Source organism: Collimonas rhizosphaerae, from assembly GCF_038896935.1.
GTDB lineage: Bacteria > Pseudomonadota > Gammaproteobacteria > Burkholderiales > Burkholderiaceae_D > Collimonas > Collimonas rhizosphaerae.
In genome coordinates this window covers 108,587-131,159 of record NZ_JBANDC010000005.1, presented here as the reverse complement: position 1 = coordinate 131,159, position 22,573 = coordinate 108,587, and the positions used below count along the sequence as shown (strand labels likewise).

The 22,573-nt window shown below is 61.2% G+C and carries 22 protein-coding genes; 18 read left to right on the top strand and 4 right to left on the bottom strand.

Features of this window, described 5'->3' with window-relative positions; translation table 11 throughout:
• Positions 1–27 precede the first annotated feature (27 nt).
• The 7 genes from V8G57_RS08780 to lpdA all read left to right on the top strand — a co-directional run bounded on the left by V8G57_RS08780 (position 28) and on the right by lpdA (position 8,576).
• The gene (locus V8G57_RS08780) at positions 28–213 is read left to right on the top strand and encodes a hypothetical protein (RefSeq protein WP_092397350.1); all 186 of its coding nucleotides are present in this window, start codon (positions 28–30) and stop codon (positions 211–213) included.
• 114 nt (positions 214–327) lie between these two features.
• Positions 328–813 carry a Cys-tRNA(Pro) deacylase gene (gene ybaK / locus V8G57_RS08775; protein ID WP_342829025.1) on the top strand — a complete coding sequence of 162 codons (486 nt, stop codon included), beginning with the start codon at positions 328–330 and terminating at the stop codon, positions 811–813.
• A gap of 37 nt (positions 814–850) precedes the next feature.
• Entirely contained in the window at positions 851–1,471 is a 621-nt protein-coding gene (gene plsY, locus V8G57_RS08770; protein ID WP_092397354.1) for a glycerol-3-phosphate 1-O-acyltransferase PlsY, read from the top strand.
• 400 nt (positions 1,472–1,871) lie between these two features.
• Complete coding sequence (gene aceE, locus V8G57_RS08765; protein ID WP_144738950.1) at positions 1,872–4,568, top strand: pyruvate dehydrogenase (acetyl-transferring), homodimeric type; 2,697 nt, start codon at positions 1,872–1,874, stop codon at positions 4,566–4,568.
• A 163-nt stretch (positions 4,569–4,731) separates the two neighbouring features.
• Positions 4,732–6,066: a dihydrolipoyllysine-residue acetyltransferase gene (gene aceF, locus V8G57_RS08760; protein ID WP_342829024.1), complete on the top strand. Its 1,335-nt coding sequence runs from the start codon at positions 4,732–4,734 to the stop codon at positions 6,064–6,066.
• 82 nt (positions 6,067–6,148) lie between these two features.
• Positions 6,149–6,742: an Ntn hydrolase family protein gene (locus V8G57_RS08755; RefSeq protein ID WP_092397360.1), complete on the top strand. Its 594-nt coding sequence runs from the start codon at positions 6,149–6,151 to the stop codon at positions 6,740–6,742.
• Between the two features lie 67 nt (positions 6,743–6,809).
• Positions 6,810–8,576 (top strand): dihydrolipoyl dehydrogenase, encoded by a 1,767-nt coding sequence (lpdA, locus tag V8G57_RS08750; RefSeq protein ID WP_342829023.1) that lies wholly within the window; start codon positions 6,810–6,812, stop codon positions 8,574–8,576.
• 85 nt (positions 8,577–8,661) lie between these two features.
• Here the strand turns inward: lpdA and V8G57_RS08745 are convergent, their stop codons facing one another.
• Together V8G57_RS08745 and V8G57_RS08740 are read right to left on the bottom strand one after the other, a co-directional pair.
• Positions 8,662–9,144, bottom strand: a complete 483-nt coding sequence (locus tag V8G57_RS08745; protein WP_342829022.1) for a C40 family peptidase — start codon at positions 9,142–9,144, stop codon at positions 8,662–8,664.
• 34 nt (positions 9,145–9,178) lie between these two features.
• A complete protein-coding gene (locus tag V8G57_RS08740; protein ID WP_342829226.1) occupies positions 9,179–10,381 on the bottom strand; it encodes an acetylornithine transaminase in 1,203 nt (400 codons plus the stop codon).
• Between the two features lie 415 nt (positions 10,382–10,796).
• On the opposite strand from V8G57_RS08740, the gene V8G57_RS08735 reads away from it, so the two are divergent.
• On the top strand, positions 10,797–11,864 hold the full coding sequence (locus V8G57_RS08735) for a hypothetical protein (RefSeq protein WP_139220040.1): 1,068 nt from the start codon (positions 10,797–10,799) through the stop codon (positions 11,862–11,864).
• Complete coding sequence (locus V8G57_RS08730; protein WP_342829021.1) at positions 11,861–12,415, top strand: hypothetical protein; 555 nt, start codon at positions 11,861–11,863, stop codon at positions 12,413–12,415. Before V8G57_RS08735 ends, V8G57_RS08730 begins: the two co-directional genes overlap by 4 nt.
• A gap of 21 nt (positions 12,416–12,436) precedes the next feature.
• Here V8G57_RS08730 and V8G57_RS08725 read toward each other — a convergent pair whose 3' ends face one another.
• Positions 12,437–13,462, bottom strand: coding sequence for a CDP-6-deoxy-delta-3,4-glucoseen reductase (locus tag V8G57_RS08725; RefSeq protein ID WP_092397368.1), 1,026 nt, complete (start codon positions 13,460–13,462; stop codon positions 12,437–12,439).
• Between the two features lie 11 nt (positions 13,463–13,473).
• On the opposite strand from V8G57_RS08725, the gene V8G57_RS08720 reads away from it, so the two are divergent.
• The 9 genes from V8G57_RS08720 (at position 13,474) to V8G57_RS08680 (ending at position 21,991) form a co-directional block, all read left to right on the top strand.
• Positions 13,474–14,391 carry an SDR family oxidoreductase gene (locus tag V8G57_RS08720; protein WP_342829020.1) on the top strand — a complete coding sequence of 306 codons (918 nt, stop codon included), beginning with the start codon at positions 13,474–13,476 and terminating at the stop codon, positions 14,389–14,391.
• A 172-nt stretch (positions 14,392–14,563) separates the two neighbouring features.
• Positions 14,564–15,337, top strand: coding sequence for an ABC transporter ATP-binding protein (locus tag V8G57_RS08715; RefSeq protein ID WP_342829019.1), 774 nt, complete (start codon positions 14,564–14,566; stop codon positions 15,335–15,337).
• 8 nt (positions 15,338–15,345) lie between these two features.
• Entirely contained in the window at positions 15,346–16,341 is a 996-nt protein-coding gene (locus tag V8G57_RS08710) for an ABC transporter substrate-binding protein (RefSeq protein WP_342829225.1), read from the top strand.
• 61 nt (positions 16,342–16,402) lie between these two features.
• A complete protein-coding gene (locus V8G57_RS08705; RefSeq protein WP_092397376.1) occupies positions 16,403–17,176 on the top strand; it encodes an ABC transporter permease in 774 nt (257 codons plus the stop codon).
• A gap of 9 nt (positions 17,177–17,185) precedes the next feature.
• Positions 17,186–18,001: a type 2 periplasmic-binding domain-containing protein gene (locus V8G57_RS08700; RefSeq protein WP_342829018.1), complete on the top strand. Its 816-nt coding sequence runs from the start codon at positions 17,186–17,188 to the stop codon at positions 17,999–18,001.
• A gap of 282 nt (positions 18,002–18,283) precedes the next feature.
• Positions 18,284–19,390, top strand: a complete 1,107-nt coding sequence (locus V8G57_RS08695) for a branched-chain amino acid ABC transporter substrate-binding protein (RefSeq protein WP_342829017.1) — start codon at positions 18,284–18,286, stop codon at positions 19,388–19,390.
• A 139-nt stretch (positions 19,391–19,529) separates the two neighbouring features.
• Positions 19,530–20,540, top strand: a complete 1,011-nt coding sequence (gene lhpH / locus V8G57_RS08690) for a trans-3-hydroxy-L-proline dehydratase (protein WP_342829016.1) — start codon at positions 19,530–19,532, stop codon at positions 20,538–20,540.
• 21 nt (positions 20,541–20,561) lie between these two features.
• A complete protein-coding gene (locus V8G57_RS08685) occupies positions 20,562–21,500 on the top strand; it encodes a delta(1)-pyrroline-2-carboxylate reductase family protein (protein WP_342829015.1) in 939 nt (312 codons plus the stop codon).
• Entirely contained in the window at positions 21,497–21,991 is a 495-nt protein-coding gene (locus V8G57_RS08680; protein ID WP_342829014.1) for a GNAT family N-acetyltransferase, read from the top strand. The genes V8G57_RS08685 and V8G57_RS08680 overlap by 4 nt, the downstream gene beginning before the upstream one ends.
• A gap of 39 nt (positions 21,992–22,030) precedes the next feature.
• On the opposite strand, the gene V8G57_RS08675 is transcribed toward V8G57_RS08680, so the two are convergent.
• Positions 22,031–22,495: a rhodanese-like domain-containing protein gene (locus V8G57_RS08675; RefSeq protein WP_342829013.1), complete on the bottom strand. Its 465-nt coding sequence runs from the start codon at positions 22,493–22,495 to the stop codon at positions 22,031–22,033.
• Between the last annotated feature and the right edge of the window lie 78 nt (positions 22,496–22,573).

Here is a 22,573-nt window from a genome sequence, read left to right as displayed (position 1 = left end):
ATTCAAGAGTCTATTTAGGGGGCGCAATTGGCAAAAACGAATTTTCAGTATGAAAAACGGCAGAAAGAATTAGAAAAGAAAAAGAAGAAGGAAGAAAAACTGAAGCGCAAGCTGGAGAAGGGTTCTTCCACCGAAGTTGAGACAGAGGATACGGCCGACTCCGAACTGCCGGCGAGCGGCGAACCTGCTTCCGATGAGCCTAAGCAGCCTTAAGCGCTGCCAGTCCGCTCAGCGCAGATCAGCGGCAAGGATTGTCGCTGCATCGGGCCTGGCGAAAACATGATGTGCAAGCAGGCGCTCCGGCCCGCTGCATTCAAGTAACCCGGTATGACAAAACATATTTCAGAGACCCCGGCGACGCAGTTCTTGCGCAAGCACGGCGCGGTCTTTTCAGAGCATCCCTATGCATATGAGGAACATGGCGGCACCACGGTATCGGCGCGCGCGCTGGGCGTGGACGAGCACCATGTGGTGAAGACGCTGGTGATGCAGGACGAGGCGGCCAAGCCGCTGATCATCCTGATGCATGGCGACCGCAAGGTGTCGACCAAGAACCTGGCGCGGCAGATCGGCTGCAAATCGGTGGAACCCTGCAAGCCTGAGGTGGCGAACCGCCATTCGGGCTACCTGATCGGCGGCACGTCGCCGTTCGCTACCCGCAAGGCGCTGCCGGTGTATATCGAAGAGAGCATCCTGGCCCTGCAGAAGATATATATTAACGGTGGCCGGCGCGGCTACCTGATCGGCATGGCGCCGCAAGACGCGGCCGGCCTGCTGCATGCAAAAGCAGTCCGCTGCGCGCTGGACGAATAGGTCCTGGACCAATCAAATACAAAAGAAAGAGACACGCATGTATACATTGTTATTCGCGATTGCCGCCTACCTGATCGGTTCGGTGTCGTTCGGCATCATCACCAGCAAATTGTTCGGGCTGGGAGATCCGCGCACCTACGGTTCGAATAACCCCGGCGCCACCAATGTCCTGCGCAGCGGGAACAAGACCGCGGCTGCGCTGACCCTGCTCGGCGACGGTTTCAAGGGCTGGCTGGCGGTATGGCTGACGCAAAGATACGGGCCGCAGTTCGGCCTCGAAGATGGCGCGGTGGCGCTGGCTGCGGTGGCGGTCTTCCTGGGTCATCTATGGCCGGTATTTTTCCGTTTTGCCGGCGGCAAGGGCGTGGCGACCTTGTTCGGCATTTTGTTCGGCATCAGCCTCTGGCTGGGCCTGGCGACTATCGCGACCTGGCTGATCGTGGCCTATGCGTTCCGTTATTCCTCGCTGGCGGCCCTGGTCGCCAGCGTCTTCGCGCCTTTCTTCTATGCACTGATGGAAGGGCCGGACATGATCCTGCTGGCGATCGTGGTGATGAGCGCCTTGCTGATCTATCGCCATGCCAAGAATATCGGCAATCTGCTGGCCGGCAAGGAAAGCCGCATCGGCGCCAAGAAAAAGGGTGGCAAGGCGGCTTAAGCGACATCGGGAACCGATTCTCCTGGCATAAAAAAGCGCTAACCCATTCTGGTTTAGCGCTTTTTTACTTAGATTTCCGCTGGTTCTTATATCGAATTAGCTATAAGTCGAATTTTAATAGTGTTTATATGCAATTATTGTTGCGTTGCGCCATGCAAAATGTGTCCGAGATTCATGTTTTCGACTCCATGACGCCGGAAAATGAAGGCGCTGTTTTATGCTAATTTGCCTTGCTATGCAGCATATTTTCATATCGTGAAATCGAATATCGCTATTTGGAAATCAAAAAAACTCCTGTTAGAATTTGGCACCCGTCTACATAGAGTGACGTAGATGCTTGCGACCCAACCCGCAAGTCCGGTGTCAGACCGGACAAGCGCACATATTCAGGAGACTCAGCATGTCAGCCCAGCTCGACCAGGTTTTGGCCCAGGCCGCCAACGATCCAGATGTCATTGAAACCCAAGAATGGCTTGATGCGCTAGAAGCTGTCATTGAAACCGAGGGCCCTGAGCGCGCCCATTACCTGATGGAAAGAATGGTCGACCTGGCCCGCCGCCGCGGCGCCCAGATCCCGTTTTCCAGCAATACCGCATACGTCAACACCATTCCTGCCCACATGGGCGAGCATTGCCCGGGCGACCTCGAGATCGAAGAACGCCTGCGCTCCTGGATGCGCTGGAATGCGATGGCGATGGTGGTCAAGGCCAACCGCCTTGACGGCGACCTCGGCGGCCACCTCTCCAGCTTTGCCTCGCTGGCCAACATGCTGGGCATCGGCTTCAACCATTTCTGGCATGCGCCTTCTGAAAACCACGGTGGCGACCTGCTGTACATCCAGGGCCACTCGTCGCCAGGCGTCTACGCCCGCGCTTTCCTCGAAGGCCGCCTGACGGAAGAACAGCTGCTGCACTTCCGCCGCGAAGTCGACGGCAAAGGCCTGTCCTCTTACCCGCATCCGAAACTGATGCCGGATTTCTGGCAATTCCCTACCGTATCGATGGGCCTGGGCCCGCTGATGGCGATCTACCAGGCGCGTTTCCTGAAGTACCTGCATGCACGCAGCATCGCCGATACCGCCAACCGCAAGGTCTGGGCTTTCTGCGGCGACGGCGAGATGGACGAACCGGAATCGATGGGCGCCATCGGCATGGCCGGCCGCGAACGCCTGGACAACCTGGTGATGGTGGTCAACTGCAACCTGCAGCGCCTGGACGGTCCGGTGCGCGGCAACGGCAAGATCATCCAGGAACTGGAAAGCGATTTCCGCGGCGCCGGCTGGAACGTGGTCAAGGTGATCTGGGGCGCCGGCTGGGACGACCTGCTGGCGCGCGACAAGGAAGGCATCCTGCAGCGCGTGATGATGGAAACCGTCGACGGCGAATACCAGAACTACAAGGCCAAGGACGGCGCATTCGTGCGCAAGCATTTCTTCGGCAAGCATCCGAAACTGCTGGAACTGGTCAGCAAGATGTCGGACGACGACATCTGGCACCTGACCCGCGGCGGCCACGATCCGCACAAGATCTACGCTGCCTTCAAGGTAGCGCAGGAACACAAGGGCCAGCCTACCGTCTTGCTGGTCAAGAGCATCAAGGGCTACGGCTTCGGCAAATCGGGCGAAGCGCGCAACACCGCGCACAACACCAAGAAGCTCGACGACGAAGCCATCAAGGCCATGCGCGACCGCTTCCAGCTGCCGATTTCCGACGACCAGCTGCCTGACGTGCCGTTCTTCAAGCCGTCCGACGACACCCCGGAAATGCAATACCTGCACGCCCGCCGCAAAGCGCTGGGCGGCTACCTGCCGCAGCGCCGCCAGAAAGCCGACGAAGTGCTGGTGGTGCCGGAACTGTCCGCATTCAAGGGCGCGCTGGAACCGACCGCGGAAGGCCGCGAGATTTCCACCACCCAGGCTTACGTGCGCATCCTGAACACGCTGCTGCGCGACCCGAGCCTGGGTCAGCGCGTCGTGCCTATCATGGTCGACGAATCGCGTACTTTCGGCATGGAAGGCTTGTTCCGCCAGATCGGCATTTTCAGCCAGGTCGGCCAGCTGTACGAGCCGGTCGATAAAGACCAGGTGATGTACTACCGTGAAGACAAGGCCGGCCAGATCCTGCAGGAAGGCATCAACGAAGCCGGCGGCATGAGCTCGTGGATTGCCGCGGCAACTTCGTACTCGACCAACAACCGGGTCATGATCCCGTTCTACACGTATTACTCGATGTTCGGCCTGCAGCGTATCGGCGACCTGGCGTGGGCAGCCGGCGACATGCGCGCCCGCGGCTTCCTGCTGGGCGGCACCGCCGGCCGCACCACGCTCAACGGCGAAGGCTTGCAGCACGAAGACGGCCACAGCCACGTGCTGGCATCGACCATCCCGAACTGCGTGCCTTACGATCCGACCTTCTCGCACGAAGTGGCGGTCATCATGCATGACGGCCTGCGCCGCATGGTCACCAACCAGGAAGACGTGTTCTACTACCTGACCCTGATGAACGAGAACTACAGCCATCCAGGCCTGAAGGAAGGCCAGGAAGAGGGCATCATCAAGGGCCTCTACCTGCTGCAGGAAGGCGGCAAGAAGAACAAGCAGCGCGTGCAGCTGATGGGTTCCGGCACCATCCTGCGCGAAGTCATCGAAGGCGCAGCCTTGCTGGCCAGCGACTGGGGCGTGGACGCCGATGTCTGGTCGGCGCCGTCGTTCACCCTGCTGGCGCGCGACGGCCAGGACGTGGAACGCTGGAACATGCTGCACCCGACGGACGCTCCGCGCGTGGCGCACATCACCCAGTGCCTGAAAGACACCGCCGGTCCGATCATCGTTTCCACCGACTACATGCGTACTTTTGCTGAGCAAGCGCGTGCTTTCATTCCTGCCGGCCGTACTTACAAGGTGCTGGGCACGGACGGCTTCGGCCGTTCCGACACACGCGCCAAGCTGCGTGAATTCTTTGAAGTCAACCGTTATTATGTAGCGGTGGCGGCATTGAAGGCATTGGCCGACGAGGGCAAGATCAAAGCCTCGGTTGTCGCCGATGCCATTACCAAGTATGGTATCAATCCGGAGAAGCCGAATCCGGTCACGCAATAAGGTACTGGTCTTGATATCTGGATAACAAGCAGCAATACGCAAGATACGTAAGAGTAACCAAGCCAGTATTAAAATTTCCACGGCTGTCATGCGCGGGCCTGAATTTTCTGAAAGGAAACTCAGGCCCGCGATGTGCAGCGGGCAGAATGAATGGAGCTAAGCGATGAGTATGGTGGAAGTCAAAGTCCCGGATATCGGCGACGTCAGTGAAGTTGAAGTCATTGAATTGATGGTGAAAGTCGGTGACACGGTAAAGGTAGACCAGTCGTTGATCACCGTCGAATCCGACAAGGCCAGCATGGAAATCCCGTCCAGCCATGCGGGCGTGATCAAGGAATTGAAAGTCAAGCTGGGCGACAAGGTCAAGGAAGGCACGCTGGTGCTGGTGCTGGAAGCCGATGCGGCGGCCGGCGCTCCTGCCAGCGCCCCGGCTGCGGCAGCGCCGGCGCCGGCCGCGGCAGCTCCGGCCCCAACCCCTGCGCCAGCAGCGGCAGAAAACAAACCGACTCCGGCAGCTGCGCCCGCTCCGGCGGCGCCAGCACCGGCGCACGCCAGCGGCGGCATCCCGCATGCATCGCCGTCGGTGCGCAAGTTCGCGCGTGAACTGGGCGTTGACCTGAGCAAGGTCGCCGGCACCGGCATCAAGGCCCGCATCACCCATGAAGATGTGCAGAATTACGTCAAGGGCGTGATCTCCGGCGCGGCCAGCGGCAGCGCTGCCGCTGCGGGCAGCAAGGGCGGCAGCGGCGTCGGCCTGGACCTGCTGGCATGGCCGTCGCTGGACTTCAGCAAGCAGGGGCCGACCGAGTTGCTGCCGCTGTCGCGCATCAAGAAGCTCAGCGGCCCGAACCTGCATCGCAACTGGGTCATGATCCCGCACGTCACGCAATTCGACGAAGCCGACATCACCGAGCTGGAAGAATTCCGCAAGCAAGCCAACGACAGCTTCGCCAAGGCCAAGTCGCCGGTCAAACTGACCATGCTGGCGTTCGTGATCAAGGCCAGCGTCGCGGCGCTGAAGAAATTCCCGGCATTCAACGCCTCGCTCGACGGCAAGGGTGAAAACCTGATCCTCAAGCAGTACTACAACATCGGTTTTGCTGCCGATACGCCGAATGGCCTGGTGGTGCCGGTGATCAAGGATGCCGACAAGAAAGGCATCAGCCAGATTGCCCTGGAAATGGGCGAACTGTCCGCACAGGCGCGCGAAGGCAAGCTGAAGCCGGCCGACATGCAAGGCGCGACCTTCACGATTTCGTCGCTGGGCGGCATCGGCGGCACGGCATTTACGCCGATCATCAATGCGCCTGAAGTCGCCATCCTGGGCTTGTCGAAAGCGTCGATGAAACCGGTATGGGACGGCAAGCAGTTCGTGCCGCGCCTGATGATGCCGACCTCCCTGTCCTATGACCACCGCGTGGTCGACGGCGCCATGGGTGCGCGTTTCAGCGTCTACCTGGCTGAAGTGCTGGCCGACATGCGCAAGACACTGTTGTGATGCCAGGCGGCGTCGGCTGAAAGAGCAGCGTGTTTCAGCCGGCGCCGCTTGCGGTCAATTGGCATACAGATGGAGAGCAATTATGACTACCTGCGTTGTCGTCAAAAAAAATGGGCAGATCGCGATTGCATCGGACTCGCTGGTGACTTTCGGCGATACCCGCTTGTCGCATGCCTATGAGGTCAACAACAAGATATTCCAGATCGGCGAATCGTATATCACGCTGGCCGGCACCGCCGCGCATTTTCCCGTGATGCGCAAGCTGCTGACGGGGATGGGCGAAGAGTGCAAGCTGAATAGCCGCGATGAGGTGTTCGATACCTTTTCCAAGGTGCACACCATCCTCAAGGACCAGTATTTCCTGAACACCAAAGAGGATGAAGACGACCCTTACGAGTCGTCGCAGATTACCGCCCTGGTTGCCAATCCTTACGGCATCTTCGGCGTGTATTCGTATCGCGAGGTATTCAGTTTCGACCGTTTCTGGGGCATAGGCAGCGGCCGCAATTTCGCCCTGGGCGCAATGTATGCGGTGTATGACAAGGACGTCAGCGCGCAGCATATCGCCGAGGTAGGGATTCATGCCGGCGTTGAATTCGATAAAAGTTCTGCCATGCCCTTGCGCATCCACAGTTTTGAAATGAAATTGCCGCCTGGCGCGTCGCCGGACGCGTAAGCGGCGCGCAGCATACAACATCACACATTTTTCCTCCCGACGGAGGAGCGAGCATGGAGCAAACGCTATGAGCATGGTTGAAGTCAAGGTGCCGGATATCGGCGATGTCAAGGATGTCGATGTCATCGAACTGATGGTCAAGGCCGGCGACAGCGTCAAGGTCGACCAGTCGCTGATCACGGTCGAATCGGACAAGGCAAGCATGGAAATTCCTTCCAGCCACGCCGGCGTGATCAAGGAAGTCAAGGTCAAGGTGGGCGACAAGGTCAGCGAAGGTTCGCTGGTGCTGGTGCTGGAAACTACCGGCGCCACTGCCGCCGCGCCGGCTGTGGCGCCTTCTGCTCCGGCAGCCGCGCCTGCGGCGCCTGCCGTGGCCGCTCCCGCCGCCGTCAGTTTCGCCGGCAAGGTCGATATCGAATGCGACACCATGGTGCTGGGCGCCGGTCCCGGCGGTTATACCGCGGCTTTCCGCGCCGCCGACCTTGGCCAGAGCGTGGTGATGATCGAGCGCTATCCTAGCCTGGGCGGGGTTTGCCTGAACGTCGGCTGTATCCCGTCCAAGGCATTGCTGCATGCAGCCAAGGTGATTACCGAAGCCGAGGAGATGGCGCATTTCGGCGTCAAGATGTCGGCGCCGGAAATCGATATCGACGCCTTGCGCGGCTGGAAGGAAAGCGTCATCAAGAAACTGACCGGCGGCTTGTCCGGCCTGTCCAAGGCGCGCAAAGTGCAGGTGCTGACCGGCAAGGGCGAATTCAGCTCGACCAATACGATTACCGTGGCCACTGCCGAGGGGCCGAAAGTGGTCGGCTTCAAGAATGCGATCATCGCCGCCGGTTCCTCGGTTGCCCGCATTCCCGGTTTCCCGTACGACGATCCGCGCCTGATCGATTCCACCGGCGCGCTGGAACTGCGCCAGATCCCGAAGAAGCTGCTGGTCATCGGCGGCGGCATCATCGGCCTCGAAATGGCTTGCGTCTATGACGCGCTCGGCTCCAAGGTAACCGTGGTCGAATTTGCCGACGGCCTGATTCCGGCGGCCGACCGCGATGTCGTCAAGCCGCTGCAGAAACGCATCGAAAAACGCTACGAAGCGATTTACCTGAAAACCAAGGTGACCAAGCTGGAAGCCCTGAAAGAAGGCTTGCGCGCAACGTTTGAAGGCGCCGACAGCAGCTCTCCCGCAGCACCGGAACCGCAGCTGTACGACATGGTGCTGGTGGCAGTAGGCCGCCGTCCCAACGGCAAGGAAATCGCCGCCGAAAAAGCCGGCGTGATCGTCAACGAGCGCGGTTTCATCCCGGCCAGCAAGCAGCAGCGCACCAACGTGCCGCATATCTTCGCCATCGGCGATATCTGCGGCGATCCGATGCTGGCCCACAAAGCCACCAACGAAGCCAAGGTTGCCGCCGAAGTGATCGCCGGCCACAAGGTCGAGTTCGATGCGATGACGATTCCTTCGGTGGCCTACACCGATCCGGAAATCGCATGGATGGGCTTGACCGAAACCGAAGCCAAGGCCAAGGGCATTCCTTTCGAAAAAGCCAATTTCCCGTGGGCGGCAAGCGGCCGCGCGCTGGCGATGGGACGCGACGACGGCATGACCAAGCTGTTGTGGGATCCGGCTACCAAGCGCATCATCGGCGCCGGCATTGTCGGCGTGAATGCCGGCGAACTGCTGGCGGAAACCGTGCTGGCGATGGAAATGGGCGCCGACCTGGAAGACCTGGCGCTAACCATCCATGCGCATCCGACCTTGTCGGAAACGCCGATGTTTGCGGCAGAGATGGGCCTGGGTACGATTACCGACCTGTTCATTCCGAAGAAAAAATAAGTCGGACGCTGTCCGCATGTAAAAAAAGCCGTTCCGGTTGATTCCGGAACGGCTTTTTTATTTGCGCCGGCAATCAGTTGCAAGCCTAATCGAAATACCGGCGCACTGCCTCGAAGCGTGTTGCGTAATAGCGGTTGTCGAGACGGTCTATGCGCACCTTGCCGTTGGTCGAAGGCGCGTTGATGAAACGGCCGTCGCCGATATAAATGCCGACATGGGAAAAAGCCCGGTTCATCGTATTGAAGAAAACCAGGTCCCCGGGGCGCAGCTCAGCCCTGGAGATGGCTCGGCCTTGGCGCGCAATGTCTGCCGCGCTGCCGGTGACCTTGAGTCCAGCCGCCTGCCTGTACACGTAACTGACCATGCCGCTGCAATCGAGCCCGGCTTCCGGATTCTTGCCGCCGAAACGGTAGTTGGTGTCGATCAGGCCCAGCGAATAGATGACGATGTCGTTGCCTTTATCGCTGACCGGTGTGTCGTCGGCCGAGCCCGGGCGTACCGAGCCGGTTCCGCCGCAGGCTGCCAGCAACAGCGCCAGGCAACAAATAAGAAGGTTTTTTATCGTCATCAGGTACATCGCTCCAGACAGGTTTGACCGGGTCTCATTTCTCCAGCTTGCTTAACACGTCCGACAGCATGGCGATCATCTGGTCGATTTCGGCGATCGTCACATTCAGCGCCGGCATGAAACGCAGCAGGTTAGGGCGCGGCGAATTGAGCAGCAAGCCTACCGGATTCATGTCGCGTGCGATATCGACGATCTGCGGTCCGATATCCTTGCCCAGCTTCAGCGCCCGCAGCAAACCTTCGCCCCGCTCGCCTTCGAGTCCGTGTTTCGCAGTTAGTTTCAGCAGCTCGCTGCGCAGGTAGGCGCCCTTGTCTTTCACCGATTGCAGGAAACCCGGCGCCAGCAAGGCCTTGATCACCGCGACGCCGACTGCCGTCATCAGCGGATTGCCATTGTAAGTGCCGCCCTGGTCGCCGGCTTCGAAGCAGGCGATCTCTTCGCGCGCCAGCAGCGCCGCCAGCGGCACGCCGCCGCCTATGCCTTTGCCCAGGGTCATGATGTCCGGCGTGATGCCCGACAGCTGGTAAGCGAACAGTTCGCCGGTGCGGCCCATGCCGGATTGCACTTCATCGACGATCAGCAGGATGCCGCGCTGCTTGGTCAGTTCGCGCAAGCCTTGCATGAATTCGCGGCTGGCCGGGATCACGCCGCTTTCGCCTTGCACCGGCTCCAGCATGACGGCCACGGTCTTGTCGTTGATCAGGCTCTCGACGCTGGCCAGGTCATTCAGTTCCGCTTTCGGGAAACCCGGCACTTGCGGTGCAAAAATGGTGTCCCAGCCCGGCTTGCCGCTGGCCGACATGGTCGCCAGCGTGCGGCCGTGGAAGCTGTGGTTGAAAGTGATGATCTCGAAGCGATGCTGGCCCGCCTGGTTCGGATTCTTCTTGCCCCATTTGCGCGCCAGCTTGATCGCGCCTTCATTGGCTTCCGCGCCGCTATTGGTGAAGAACACACGGTCGAAACAGGAATTGGCGGTCAGCAGGCCGGCCAGTTCGATCGACGGTGCGTTGTAGAAAGCAGGCGAAGGATTGAGGATCTTTTTCGACTGCGCCAGCAGCGCATCCTGGATGCATTGCGGCGAGTGGCCCAGCGCATTGACGGCCCAGCCCTGCAGATAATCCAGGTAGCGTTTGCCGGTGTGATCCGTCATCCACATGCCGTCGCCTTCGGTAAACACCAGGGGCGGGCGGTTGGTGATGTACATCAGGTCGTTAACCGGGTATTCGCTGAATTCCACGCTGTGTTCCATATGGCTACTCCAAATAAGGGCAAAAAAAAACCACAGGCAGCGCCTGTGGCTTCGTGATCAATCGACGGTCACGCGCACGGCTTACCTGGCAGAGGCAATGGGTTACGGCGTCGCAACAATGTTCGGATCATGTTCATGACGCAAATATTAGGACTTTTTGTGTGGTGCGTCAAAAAAAATTTGCACTGCTGTGGCCGCCGGCCAAGGGCGATATCCCGTCGTCTGCCCGCGGCAGGCCGCAACGGCCGGGGCCTGGTAACGAAATGATTAAAATAGTTCTCAAAAAGCAATTAAATCTGATATCTTCCACAATCATGCTTTTGAGCAATCCAATGCCGTAATGCCTGGCGCGGGGCGGAGGTTGAAATCGCTGCCGTCCTGGCCACCCCCGAGGAGGTGCATTGTGCCATTTCCCCCTAGCAAATCATTCAAGCCATCGCAACCGCTGGTGATGCATCACCTCATGCTGCTGCAAGGGGGGCAGCTTACCTGGATAGGCCGTTCGGCGTTCGACCGTGGGCGCAATGTCTGGAGCGGCGCGCTGAAAGGGAATCCCGATGCGCTGCCTGATCCTCTGTCCGCCGCTGCCGATCTGTTCGAGCGCACGCCGCGCGGCCGCATAAAATTCGCCGACAAGCTGACCGTGCTGCTCGGTTATCCCTATGTGCGGCACGCGGTGCTGCCGTGGCGAGCGGGGCTGGCGCGGACGGCAGACTGGCAAGGTTATGCCAATGCCGTATTTGACGAGCAGGACGGCAGCGCCTATCCGGGCCGCCAGGTGGTGGTCGATCCCGCACCGTCCGGCCAGCCGCGGCTGGCGGCGGCAACCGATGCCGCGCTTGTGCAGGGTTTGCAGGCGCTGGCCAAGATGCACGGGCTGCGCCTGGTTTCTTGCATGTCGTTGCTGACAGCCGCCGTGCAGCGCCACTGGAACATGCTGGAAGACGATTGCGTGCTGAGCCTGCCGCAGCACGATGCGCTCGAATGCCTGTTCAGGAAACAAGGGATATGGCAGGGCGTGTGCGGCATGCCGGTGGCGCGGGATGCGGCGTTGGTGGACTGTATCGCCGCTGCCGCATTGCTGGCCCGGGCTGGCGACGATGCCGGTCCGGTGCTGGCGGTAACGCCATTTTCCAGCAGCCCGCGCCAGGCGCAAGATAGTTCCTCCTCGGTACGCTGGCTGGCAGCGGCGCACCCGTGGCTGCAAAGCAGCCAATATCACCCTGACGGCTCCAGCCGCACCTATGCCCGCGGCCCGGCGTTTGCCGCGCCGGCCAGCCGGCCCCAATCGCCGGCGGCTCGCTATAAGTGGGGATACTGGGCCGCGGACAATCTGGTGGCGGAGCAGTCCGGGCGCTATGGCGCATGGGGCAACCTGGCATGGCGCCAGCCCTTGCGCTGTTCCTCCCATGGCGTCGCTTATGCCAGGCCAGGCTTGCCATTCGGACCCTGGCTAGAGAGGCAGCCATGAGCGATGTGCGCCAGCGAGTCAAGCTGAGGACAGCGGACGACAGTCCGGTGCTGGATTTTGTGAGTCCGCAAACGCATTCCGGCATACCCTTGATGTTGCTGGGAATCCTGATGGCAGGGGTACTTGCATTTTTGGGACTTAGGCACTGGCAGCAAGCGGATGTACCCGGAGCCGCCACGCTTGAACCGCCTGCGAAGATACTGGCTGTGAAGAATGCCGAAGCTGAGGGAAAAATCCAGCTCCAGCCCATCGCGGCTGCAGCCGATCAGGCAAGCGGCGGCAGGACGGACGAGCCTGTCGCCAGCGGCAGGTTGCCGGCAAGGGATGACAAGGGAAAGGCTGGTTCCAAGACGCTGCCGAAGCAGCGCCGGCCGTTACCGCATCCGCCATCGCGGATGCTGGCCGCAAGCGTGAACAAGCCTGTCAGCCAGGTGATGCCGGAAGCCATGGTTGCGAGATCGGAGCAGCCCGATCCCGGCCAGCAGCGGATAGTCATGCATGAAGTGACGCTCACGCGCCACGTGCGCCTGACGGCCGGCACCCTCAACTAGGTTGAGGGCGAGCAGCCCAGTTCAGGAAGCCAGGTCGGCTTCCGAGGTAAACGAATCTGCATAAAACTCATCGGCCGGCAGTTTGCACAGGGCGACAAAATCGCGCTGGGCCGATTCCACCACGATCGGCGCGCCGCAGGCATACACCTGGTAGGCAGACAGGTCAGGCAGGTCGTCGATCACCGCCTGGTGCACGAAGCCGTTGCGGCCTTGCCACTGGTCTTCCGGCTGCGCATTTGAAATGACGGGCACGAACTTGAAGTTCGGCAGCGTATTCGCCCATTCTTCGCACAGCGCCATCATGTACAAATCTTGCGGTCGCCGGCCGCCCCAGTACAAAGTGATCGGCCGCTGCGATCCGGTATGGGCGCATTGTTCGACCAGCGCCTTGATCGGCGCAAAGCCGGTGCCCGAAGCCAGCAGCACCATCGGCTTGTCCGAATCCTCGCGCAGGAAAAACGTGCCGAGCGGCCCTTCCAGGCGCAGGATGTCGCGCTCTTTCATGGTGCTGAACACCTGGTCGGTAAACAGGCCGCCAGGCATGTGGCGGATATGCAGCGTCAGGTATTCGTCCTTGTGCGGCGCGTTGGCCATGCTATAGCTGCGCCGTTTGCCGTCGCGCAGCATGAATTCGATATACTGGCCTGCCAGGAACTGCAGCCGTTCGTTAGCCGGCAATTGCAATGACAGCACAACCACGTCGTCGGCCACCTTGTCGATCTTGGCGATACGGGTCGGCATCTTGCGCACCGGGAAATCGCCGATGCCCGCTACTTCGCGGACCTCGATGGTGACGTCGGAATGCGGCGTGGCGCAGCAGAACAGGGCGAAGCCCTGTTGTTCTTCCTTGACCGGCAGCGCTTTTTCCTGATGCGCGCCATGGCTGATTTCGCCGTCCAGCAGCTTGCCTTTGCATGAACTGCAAGCGCCGTTTTTACAGCCGTAAGGCAGGCCGACGCCGGCGCGTACGGCGGCATTGAGAATGGTCTCGCCTTCGTCGCAGCTGAATTGACGACCGCTAGGCTGAACAGTTATCTGAAAACTCATACAATCCTGTAATGAAAAATATAAAACAAAACCCTGGCGGCAAGCTGGGCAAGCCGCGCCTGCTGATCCTCGGCTGCGGCGACGTGGGATTACGCGTGCTGGCGCTGCTGAAACAGCGCTTTCGCGTGTTTGCGGTCACCAGCCGGCCGGACCGCTGTGCCGAATTGCGCGCCGCCGGTGCAATCCCGCTGGTGGCGGATCTTGACCAGCCGGCAACATTGGCGCGGCTGGCGCGCCTGGCGCAGGTTGCCATCCACCTGGCGCCGCCGCAGTCGGCGGGAGAAAAAGACCGGCGCAGCCGAAACCTGGCCGCCATTCTACCCGAGCGGGCCACACTTGTTTACATTAGCACCACCGGCGTCTATGGCGACTGCGGCGGCGCCCTGATAGACGAAACCCGAATCCTGGCGCCGCACAATGGCCGCGCCAAGCGCCGTGTCGATGCCGAACAGGTGCTGCGCGCCTGGGCCAGGCGCCGCAACGGGCGCCTGGCGATTTTGCGGGTGCCGGGGATTTACGCCGCCGACCGCCTGCCGCTGGCGCGCCTGAAGCAGGCGACGCCGGCCCTGGTTGCCGCCGACGACGTCTACACCAACCATATCCATGCCGATGACCTGGCGTGCATCATTGTGGCCGCGGTCGACAAGGCAGCGCCGTTGCGCATCTACCATGCCAGCGACGATTCGCAGCTGAAGATGGCGGAGTATTTCGACCTGGTCGCCCAAGCGTTCGGCCTGCCGCTGCCGCCCCGGCTGCCGCGCGCCGAACTGGAGCGGGTGGTGTCGCCCATGCTACTGTCCTTCATGTCGGAGTCGCGCCGTTTGCAAAACCGGCGCATCAAGCTGGAGCTGGGGGTGCGATTGCGCTACCCGGATGTGCCGGGTGCCTTATCGGCGATGGGCAGGGCGGGACTGAAGCAGGTGCAGTGATCGTTGCATGGCAAGCTTCTATATTTGTTATTTGCATAAGCATAGAAGTTATAAGTTGTTGTAAGGCGGAAAGTTGACCGATAAAGTGAAAAGCAAATAAAAAATCCACTTTATATACGCTTGCCGACTTAGGCCCGGCGTTGTAATGCAACGCATAGGCCGCCATCTCCCCATGAAGTTATCTTTCCAGCACATCAGCAAGCAGTTCTCCGGCTTGCCTGTAATCGCCGATTTCAGTCGTGAAATCAAAGAAGGCGAACTGGTTGCCCTGGTCGGTCCTTCCGGCTGCGGCAAGTCGACCCTGCTGCACCTGGCCGCGGGCCTCGGCGCACCGACCAGCGGCGTACTGCTGGCGGACGGCCAGGCGATCAAGGGTCCGCATCCCGAACGCATGCTGATGTTCCAGGAAAACGCGCTGTATCCATGGCTGACGCTGGAAGCGAATGTGGCGCTGGCGCTGGAGCTGCAAAAAGCCGGCAAGGCCGATGCCCGCCGGCAGGCGCGCGACTGGCTGTCCAAAGTCAGCCTGCAAGGTTTCGAAGCTTATTATCCGCACCAGGTCTCGGGCGGCATGCGGCAGCGCGCAGCGCTGGCGCGCGCCTTCATCACCAAACCCAAGGTGCTGCTGCTGGACGAGCCGTTTGGCGCGCTCGACGCGCTGACCCGCATGACCTTGCAGGACTCCCTGCGCCAGCTGATCCGGGAAGAACGTCCGACCGTGCTGCTGGTGACGCACGATGTCGACGAAGCCCTGTTCCTGGCCGACCGCATCCTGGTGTTCAGCCCGCGCCCGGCCAAGGTGCTGCGCGAATTCAACCTGAACCACCACGAGAAAACCCACGACCTGTCCGAATTTGCCGCCATCCGGCGGGAGATTCTCTGCCTGCTCGGGATCCACGCAGAGCAGGACGCATTCGCAAAAAAACTTGAGGGAATCGCCGCATGATATTTAACATCAAACTAAAACGGCTGTTCATCCTGCCGGCGCTTCTGCTGACGTTGGCGGGACACGCCGGCGCCGCCGAGAAATTCAAGATCGGTTACCTGCGGGTCATGGACGATGCGCAGGCGATCGCTGCTTTTGAAGGCGGTTTCTACAAGAAACACGGGCTGGAGGTCGAACTGGTCGAGTTCAAGTCGGGCACCGACCTGATCAAGGCCATCGTCGGCGGCCAGCTCGACAGCGGCGTGCTGGGTTTCACCAATGCCGCGGCCTGGGCTTCCAAAGGCGCCGACCTCAAGGTGGTGGCCGGCGCCCAGCATGGCTATCACGCGATAGTCGTGCGCGAGGATAGCGGCATCAAGGACGTGGCTGGATTGAAGGGGCGCACCCTGGCGTCGCAGGCCGAGGGCAGCACCGCCGACACCGTGCTCAAAGGCGTGACGCTCAAGAACGCCGGCCTCAAGGCCGACGACGTCAACATCCTCGGCGTCAGCCCGCAGGTGGCGGTGCAATCGCTGGCAGGCAAGCGGGTCGACGCCGCTTTCCTGTTCGAACCGCAAGCCAGCATCGCCAAGCTGGTGGCGCCGGTGAAGCAGATTTATGAAGTCGGCGAAGTCTGGCCCTTCCCCTGCATGGTGGTGATCACTTCCGGTGAAACGCTGGCGAAGCGCCGCGACGCGGTCTGGAAATCGCTGGATGCGCAGCGTGAAGCCATCGAACTCTTGCAAAAGGATCCGGCCGCGGCGTCGAAGCTGGTCGCCGGCTATTTCATCGCCGAGCCCACCCTGAAGACCCTGAAGCAGGGCGACCTGCCGCGTGAAACCGTGATCCGCGACGCCATCAAGAGCCAGACCTTCAGCGCCGTGCTGACCGCCAAGGAACTGGCGCGCATGCAGGAACTGGCCAATATCCTGCAAGACCAGGGTTCGCTCAAGACGCGCGACGGCAAGCCGTTCAACGTCAACGCCATCATCGATCTCGACTGGCAAAAGGAGCGCAAGCTCTGATCGTCCGGCAGCTGTTTTTTTCAATGCACAAGAATTTTTTTGACTTATTTTTCCCTTATCCATGAGCACTCAAAGCCGGCTGGTCGGTTATCGCAAAAAACTTGCCATGCTGCTGGCCATCCTGTTGATTTTCCTGTTGTGGCAGGTTGCCGCCTGGTCCTTGCCCGACTTCCTGATGCCGGGCGTGCTGCCGGTGCTGGGGCGTTTGTGGCATGAAGCGCTGACGCCGGAATTCCGTACCGCCCTGTGGGGCAGCCTGACCCGGCTCGGCGGCGGTTATGCGGCGGCGATGCTGTTCGGCATCGGTTTCGGCCTGGTCGGCGCGGTCCTGTTTTTCTTCCGCGAAGTGCTGAAGTCGGCCATCATCATCCTGCAATCGATCCCGTCGATCGCCTGGGTGCCCTTGTTCCTGATCCTGATGGGCTTCGGCAACATGCCGATCATGGTGGTGGTGGCGATGGCGGCTTTTTTTCCGGCCGCGCTGAGCGTCATGAATGCGACGGAAAGCGTACAGCAGGTGCATGTTTCGGCGGCGCGGGTGATGGGCGCCACGCGCTGGGACATGCTGAAACGCGTGTACCTGCCCGCCGTCATGCCGGAGCTGATAACCGGCGCCCAGCTGGCGTTCGGCAATGCCTGGCGCGCGCTGATTTCGGCGGAAATGCTGATCGGCTTCGGCAAGGGACTGGGACGGACCCTGGCTTACGCCGGGGAAACCGCCGACATGGTCGGCGTGATGACCAACATCCTCGCCATTGCAATCCTGGCGGCCCTGATCGACCAGTTCATCCTGGAAAACCTGAAGCACCGGGTGCTGCGCTACCAGTACGTCTGATCCGACACCATGAAGCCGCCGCATTTCCTCCTCCGGTTTTTGCTGTTGCTGCCGGCCTGCGCGCTGCCGCTCGGCGCCGCGGCGGCCAGCGTGCAGCAGATTCAGCAGCGCGGCCAGCTGGTGGTCGGCGTCAGCTACGTCGCTCCGGCGCATGTCGCCGGCGCAAAATACCGGACTGCGGAAAGTTTCGACACGACTGTCGCCGCCGACCTGGCGCAACGCCTCGGGGTCAGGCTGGTCACGATAAAAGTGACGGCGCAGGACCGGCTGCAGTTGCTGGCGCGAGGCAAGGCAGACCTGCTGCTGCTGAACCTGAAGCCGGCCGATGCCGACGCGCTGCGTGCGAGCGCAAGGCTGCTGCCGACGGCTTACCAGGCGCGTCCCAAGCTGATCATGCGCAACGATACCGGCATCAGGCGTCCGGCGCAGCTGCGCGGACGCAGCGTCTGCCTGGCGCAAGGCGGCGCTTATATCGGCAGCATGGCGGCCCGCTATGGCGCCGTGGAAAAAATATACAAAGCTCCGGCCGATGCATTGCTGGCGCTCAGGACCGGCGCCTGCGACGCCGCCGTGCATGACGATGCGGTCTTGACGGGCATGCTGGATTTGCCCGAATGGAAGAAGTTTTCAGCCAGCCTGCCGCTGGACGCCAGCCCGGCCACGCTGACTATTGCGGTGAGGCCGGCGGATACCGGCCTGGGCGATTACCTGCAGCAGGCAGCCAGCGCATGGGACAACGGCTACTGGGCCGGCAACCGGAAAAAATGGGTCAGCAATGTCGCATTCGAAGTCTACCTGGACCAGAATGTCCCGGATTGCCACTAGCCGCGCCTCAGCACCCTTTCTGCTGTCTCTGCCAGGCACCGCCAATTTGTTTCCCTCGCCGCCCGATAGCAACTAAAATCCCTGCAGGATCAAGTCATTTTGCCATCGAATCTACGGAGAAGCTGCCGCATAAAAGAATTTAATGTGGCGGCGTCCCTGCTAGGATTCGATCTGCAAGAGACGTCCCCGGTGTCCCACGCCTGACGATGGGTGCCGATATTAAAAAAACACTATTATTAAAGACAGACGAAAGGATTCGCCATGTACGCACGGACCAAACTGATGATGGTTATGTTGGCTGCATTCCCAGCGCTCGCTATGGCGCAGGAGACACAAGTAGTAAAGATCGGTTTCAGCGGTCCGCTGACCGGCCCCCAGGCATCTGCCGGCCGCGACAACCAGGGCGGCCTGGCCATGGCGATCGACAAGCTCAATGCCCAGGGCATGGTCATCGGCGGCAAGAAAATCAAGTTCGAAGCACAGATGGAAGACGACCAGGCCGATCCGCGCGCCGGTGTGGGTGTAGCGCAAAAGCTGGTCGACATGGGTGTCAAGGCAGTGGTCGGCCCTTACAATTCGGGCGTCACCATTCCTGCTTCGCGCGTCTATAACGACGCCGGCATCGTGATGGGCACCGTGGCTTCCAATCCGAAGGTGACTTTGCAAGGCTTCCACTCGGTATTCCGGGTAGCGGCCAGCGACAGCCAGCTGGGCGGCAAGATGGCGCTGTATGCAGCCAAGGAACTGAAGGTCAAGACAGTCGCGATCATCGACGACCGCACCGCCTACGGCCAGGGCCTGGCGGAAGAGTTTTCGAAAGTCGCCAAGGCCAACGGCATCAAGGTGCTCGGCAATGACTTCACCAATGACAAGGCAACCGATTTCACCGCCATCCTGACCTCCATCAAATCGAAGAAGCCGGACGCGATTTTCTACGGCGGCTACTCGCCGCAGGGCGGCCCGATGATGCGCCAGATGAAGCAGCTGGGCGTGAGCGCCAAGTTCCTTGGCGGCGACGGCATCTGCGCGCCTGAAATGGGCCGCCTCGGCGGCGACGCGATTACCGACCAGGTGTATTGCACCCAGGGCGGCGCCATGCTGGACAAGCTGGCTTCGGGCAAAACCTTTGCAGCCGACTACCAGAAGCGTTACAACCGTCCTGCGGAAACCTACGCTGCTTCGTTCTACGACGGCATGATGGTGATCGCGCAGGCGATGAAGGACGCCAATTCGGTCGAGCCTAAGCAATACGTCTCGGCGCTGGAAAAGATCCACTACAAGGGTGTCGCCGGTGCTTATGAATTCGACGCCAACCACGACCTGAAGCAATCGCCGGTAACCGTGTTCCGCTTCAAGGGCGGCGTGCCGGAAGCGCTCACCAGCTACTAAGCAGCTAGCGGGCAGCAGCCCTGGCAGCCCCGCTGCCAGGCGTGTCGCAAAAAGTAAGGCAAGGCGGGAGGCGCTGCGCGCTTTCCGCCTGCATCAAGATGCAGCGCGAACCTTCTCGGCTCTCTCATACAAGATTCCCATGCTAAGTTACACACGAACCATCCACACGGTCGATGCGCACACCGGCGGCGAACCGCTGCGCATCGTCATTTCCGGCCTGCCGCCGGTGCCGGGCAAGACCATCCTCGAGCGCCGCAGCTGGCTCAAGGCGCAGCGCGACGATGTGCGCCAGTTCCTGATGAACGAGCCGCGCGGCCATGCCGACATGTACGGCGCCTACCTGTTGCCGCCGGTTACGCCGGCCGCCGATTTCGGCGTGATCTTCATCCATAACGAAGGTTACAGCGACATGTGCGGCCACGGCATCATCGCGCTCGGCAAGGTGCTGGTGGAGCTCAACCATGTAGAACGCACCGTGCCGCTGACGCGCATCGGCTTCGACACGCCGGCCGGTTTTATCGAAGCCCAGGTCGAGTGGGACGGCCAGCGCGCCGGCGCCGTCACCTTCCGCAATGTGCCGGCGTTCATCTACCGGCGCGATGTCGAAGTCGAGACGCCGAGTTTCGGCAAGGTGACGGGCGACATCGTGTTCGGCGGCGCCTTTTATTACTACATGAATGCCGACCAGGCTGGCGTCAAGATCAAGCCGGAGCAGGTGCGCGGCCTGATACAGCTGGGCGCGGAAACCAAGCAGGCGGTCAAGGACCAGGTGGCGATCCGGCATCCGCTGGAGCCCGGCCTGGATACCCTGTACGGCACCATCATCGACGGTGCGCCGAACGGCGCCGGCGCCGACCAGGCCAATGTCTGCATCTTCGCCGACCGCGAAGTGGACCGTTCGCCGACCGGCACCGGCACTTCCGGCCGTGCCGCCCAGCTGTTCCTGCGCCAGAAACTGGCGCTGAACCAGGTGCTGGTGAATGAGAGCATCGTCGGCAGCTGTTTCCGGGTGCGCGTGACCGGCGCCACCAAGGTCGGCGAGTTCGATGCGGCGCTTACCGAAGTCACCGGCGATGCGCACATCATGGGTTTCAACCAGTGGGTGCTGGAAGACAGCGATCCGTTTCCGCAAGGTTTCTTCTTGCGCTGATTAATTTGGACGGCCTGACTTATGAAAATCCTCGACGCTGACAGCACCGCCGCCGCCTTGCCCTATGCCGAACTGGTGCCGGCGCTGGTAAAGGTCGCGCGCCAATTGCGCGAAGGCGAGATCAACGCACCCGAACGCATGGTGGTGGAAATCGACAAGGCCAGCGTGCTGCTGTGCATGCCGGCTATCGCCGCTGACATCGGCATGACCAAGCTGATCACCGTGCACGCCAACAATGCGCAATTCCAGTTGCCGGCGATCCAGGGCGAAGTGGTGGTGTTCGACGCCGCCAGCGGCCGCCGGCTGGCGCTGTTGCACGGGCCTACCGTTACCGCGCGCCGGACTGCGGCGGTAAGCCTGCTCGGCATCGAGGCGCTGCTGCCGTCCAGGCCGAAGTCCGCATTGCTGATCGGCACCGGAGTGCAGGCTATCGCCCACGCCGACGGCTTGGTCGAGTATTTCGGCGTCAATCAATTCTGGGTCGCCGCGCGCGACCTGCAGAAGACCCAGGCGTTTTGCGACGCCTTGCAGCTGCGCCATCCGCAGATTGCGGTCAAGGCCCTGGCCGCCGCCACGCTAGCCACCGATTTACCGCACACCGATGTCTTGATTGCCTTGACCACCTCGCGTACCGCGGTGATCCCGGCCCATGTCGCGGCAACCACGCTGGCGATCGGCGTCGGCGCCTTCAAACCGGACATGGTCGAGTTCCCGCCCGAGCTGCTGCACAGCCGCACCGTGGTGGTCGACTGCCTGGCCGGCGCCAGGCATGAAGCCGGCGATCTGCTGCAGGCGCAGGTCGACTGGAGCAAGGTGCGCGAACTGCCCGATGTGCTGGCGCACGGCTTTGTCCAGCAGGCCGTCTTGCCGGTATATAAGACCGTCGGCCAGGCCGCCTGGGACCTGGCGGCTGCGCGCGTGGCGATCGCATCGCTGGCGCGCACGGAACAGGCGACATGATCCGCAGCGCGGTGCAAGCCGACGGCATGAGCCTGACCGCGCTGTCGATCCAGGTCTGGCTGCATGCCTATGCCACCGAAGGCGTCAGCGATGACCTGGCGCGCGAGGTGCTGTCGACTTTCACGCCAGAGTATTTTCGCGAGATCATCGCTGATCCCGATTGCCGGCTGTTCGTCGAAGTGGATGGCGAAAACCTGCGGGGCTATATCCTGCTCGGCCTGGACTCGCCTTGCGCGGAAAAAAACTACGGCGGGGTCGAGGTCGACACGCTATACGTGCAGGAGCACTTCCATGGCCGCGGCATCGGCCGCGCGCTGCTGGACCATGCCCGCGGCAGCGCCGGCGACCGGCTCTGGCTTACCGCCTGGGCTGGCAATGTACAGGCACTGGGTTTTTACCGCGCCTACGGTTTCACCGATATCGGCACTGCCTGGCACGAATTCGAAGACCAGAAATACGAGAACCGGATACTCGCCTACCAGGCCAACTGAATCCGGCGCCCAGGCGCGCCAGCCTGCCGGGCAATTCCCTCAAGCTCCCAGCCAAGGCAAACCGGCCTTGCACCAGCCGTTGATGTTCTTGCGGTGGCCATTGTTGTCCTTGTCCCCTTCGAAGCCTTCCAGGATATTGAAACAGTTGCTGTAGCCGTTTTCGGTCGCCAGCTTGGCCGCGTGCTGCGAACGTACGCCGGAGCGGCACAGGAACAGCAGCGGCGTTCCTTTTTCAGCGATCTGCGCGAGCTGCGCCAGGAAATCGGGATTTTGCACGCCGCCGGGGTATTGCGACCATTGCACCGCCGCATGCTGCGGATCGCGGATCGAAACCCGGCCGACCCAGTCGCGTTCGGCATTGGTGCGGACATCCACCAGGATCGCGGCGACTTCCGCCTGCAGCAAGGCAAACGCCTCGCTCGGGGTGACGGCGCCGGCATAGGGCAGGTGGTCATTCTGGCCACGTTGGCGGGCGGTGGCCAGGAGTTCGTCGGTAGTGGGCATGGTGTATCTCCAAAAAGTGTTTTTTAAACAAGTGGCTATTCAATATCCCGAGTGCACCGTTATGGTGCCAATCCCTGG